This is a genomic window from Marivita sp., from assembly GCF_022763305.1.
Taxonomy (GTDB): domain Bacteria; phylum Pseudomonadota; class Alphaproteobacteria; order Rhodobacterales; family Rhodobacteraceae; genus Marivita.
On the sequence record NZ_JALEGT010000039.1, the window covers coordinates 1 to 2840 of the forward strand.

The following is a 2840-nucleotide window of genomic DNA, read 5'->3' on the forward strand; positions in this document are numbered from 1 at the left end:
ATCTGTTTGGCTCCTGTCTTGGAGGCGGAGGACCATCCCCCGCGCGACAGGACCCCGCAGGCCCGAAGACTGGCTGACATCACCGGGTGCGTTCGGCTCGTCCGAATCCACCCGGCGGCACGGGTTCGCCCGTAGTCCGACCCCTCGCGGGTTGATCTCGAAGACGGGATTCGGGGCAAGGAAGGGAATGGCGAGCGGAGGATGGTGCGACTGCTGACTGGAGCCGTATGTTCCGCTGATGCTATCGCTGCCAGCCTCCCGGGCCGACATTTGGTAGAAGATCTCTTTCCGTGATGGATTGGATCCCATGGTGCCCCGCGATCTCACAGGACAGGGTCGTGATGGGTGAGTGGCCCGCGCTTTGGCGGACCCCTTGGGTTCTACATGGGCTCAGGCGGCAAGCTCCGCGCCCCCTGCCCTATCGCCGTCCTCGCTGCCGACGATCTCCAGCCGCGCGTTGCGATGGCCTTCTTTGGCGATCCAGAGTTCAGCAGCCGTGACAGACTCGGCCAGGTGGAGCAGCTCCGTGCAACCTCCGAAATCCAGCAGGACACGCACCTGCCCAGGCTGTGGTTCCTCAGCGACCTCGAAGGTCAAGGCACTGTCAGCCGAATGAGTCCGCATGATCGTCACAAGAATGACCCCGTCCGAAGAGAAGTTCCCCTCGTGCAGCGTGAACGACGCCGACGCAGTCCAGGTCGGATAGGGTCGCGGCGGCTCCTTCTTGACAAGACGGCCGACGCCGTTCGAGCGTTCCCAGGCCGCGAGCTTCTTTGTGAACCGAGCGGGCGGCTTGGGACTGCTGTCGGTATAGCGAATGAGCGCCCCCAGGGGCGCAGTGTCGAGAATTGTGGTTGCAGACATGATTCCGCATCCTGAATGCGTCATTTTGCATCCATCATATTGATATTATTGTATTTTATGTGATCGAGGACGGGTTTCCCCGCCCTCGGATGGCGCAGATCACTCCGCAGCCATCATCGATGCCTCATTGCTCGGCAGGTCAGCGGTGAGGAAGGCGGGAAGGTCGACTTCTTCGGCTTGCTCAGCGTCGGAAACGAGCTCAGGCGCCCCCTGCCCTTCCGCGCCATCGAATGCTGCCAGATCGTGACGGCGCAGAACCTCCGGCAACCAGCCGCTGCCTTTCAGCAGACGCTCGGCTTCACTCGCCATCTCGCCCTTCTTCAGGTGATCGAGGAGTTGCGCCGTCCCCTCCCCTTTCGCCTCACGCACGGCCTCGAGGATCCGGGTCTTGGGCACGCGGTTCAGATAGGTATCGGCCGTCGGCTGCCAGCCCGCCTCGACCATGTCGAGATCGACCGCCTGTGCGACCAAGTCGGACTGGGCCATCCGTTTGGTCAAACCGCTGGCGGAGATACCGGCACCATAGGGGTTCACCTTCTCATGGAGCGCGTTGATCCCTAAGCTGAGGCAATGCGCGAGCAGCGAAAGTCGGCTCCCTTGATCGAGGGAAGCCAGGTAAACCCAGAGAGCGGCATCGTCGCCGAGCGGCAGGTCGGCTTCCAACTCCGCATGGCGATCGTCCACAAGCTTTGCAACCACGCTGTCCTTCAGATCGCTCGCCTGCGCGGACATGTAGACATGACGCACCGAGGCCTCGAGGCAGCTGCCGGCCGAACTGGACGTCCGGAAGGTATCATTGACGAGCTTCAGGAGCAGAAGCGTCAACGCGACGTCAGGGGAGCGACCGACAGCTTCCCGCAGTGCCAATGTCCGGTGCGCCGTCAACTCCATGACCAGCCGCTCAGGCAAGGGCTTAAACGCACCATCCTCTTCGTCGTCGGGCACGTTGGTGTTAAGCGCCTGACCAGCGGAGGTGATCACCGTGCCATGGCCGACACCATCCGAGCTGCTCGCCGCTGAAAGCTCGGCGCCCTGCCCGTCTGCCGTCTGTTCACCGCTGTGGACGTCGACGTCTGGCCCTATCTCATCCTCAGGCCGCACGAAGCCCCGATAAACTGCAAGCTCGCCATAGCGGTCAAGCGTCACAAACGCCCCTGCCCGTGCGATCTCCTCCGCGTCGAAAATCAGCGGCCGGGCCTCGAGTTTCTCCATCGCGACTTCCAATTCGCCAAGACGCGCGTCGATCTCTTCGGGGAATTTATCCTGGCCCTCGTATTCCTCTTCGAGCGCCCGGTACTCGGCAAGCAGTTTGTCATGGGCCGCGCCTTCGTCATCCGTCATCGGCACCGGGTCTCCGCTCAGCCGTCGCAAACCGTGGCTGTAGCCATAGGGCAGGTCGAGCGAGACCTCGATCCATTTCCAACCTTCGGTCGCGATGGCTTCGGCTTCGGCCTGAAGCTTCTCGCTGACCAGACGATCGAGCAGGGCAGGGTCTTCCAGCCAGCCGCCGTCATCGCCCTGGAAGAGGTCATGCAACATGGTGCCGCCCGCCGCCTCGTAGGCCCCGACGCCGACAAAGACGGCACGTCGGTCAGAAGCTCGTACCGAGGTTTCGGTCAGCATCCGCCGGATCTGGTAAGGTTCCTTGTTCCAAGACGACCGGATCGCCTCCCAGACCTGAACCTGACGCTCGTGATCCGGATTGACCGTGAAGGCCATCAGCTGCTCCAACGTCATTTCATCCTCGGCATAAAGCTCGAGCAGGGCAGGGGCCACGGCGGCGAGTTTCAGGCGCTGCTTGACCACCTGCGGGGTGATGAAGAAGGCGGCTGCGATCTCTTCATCGCCCTGACCCTTCTCCCGCAAAGCAACGAAGGCACGGAACTGGTCGAGCGGATGCAGGGCTGCACGCTGCATGTTCTCAGCGAGCGAGTCGTCTTCGGCGAGGATCGCGGAAGTGGCATCCCGTACGATGC

2 protein-coding genes are annotated in these 2840 nt (G+C 62.5%); both read right to left on the reverse strand.

Annotation, left to right across the window (positions count from 1 at the left end; genetic code table 11):
• Window positions 1-390: 390 nt before the first annotated feature.
• The gene (locus MRY75_RS07080; RefSeq protein WP_292306434.1) at window positions 391-864 is read right to left on the reverse strand and encodes a hypothetical protein; all 474 of its coding nucleotides are present in this window, start codon (window positions 862-864) and stop codon (window positions 391-393) included.
• A 99-nt stretch (window positions 865-963) separates the two neighbouring features.
• On the reverse strand, window positions 964-2840 hold a 1877-nt coding region (locus MRY75_RS07085), incomplete at its 5' end, for a DNA-binding protein (RefSeq protein ID WP_292306435.1).

What these genes read in the sequence shown, in the direction of transcription:
- MRY75_RS07080 (WP_292306434.1), bottom strand. Translation starts at nt 864, where the DNA reads ATGTCTGCAACCACAATTCTCGACACTGCGCCCCTGGGGGCGCTCATT.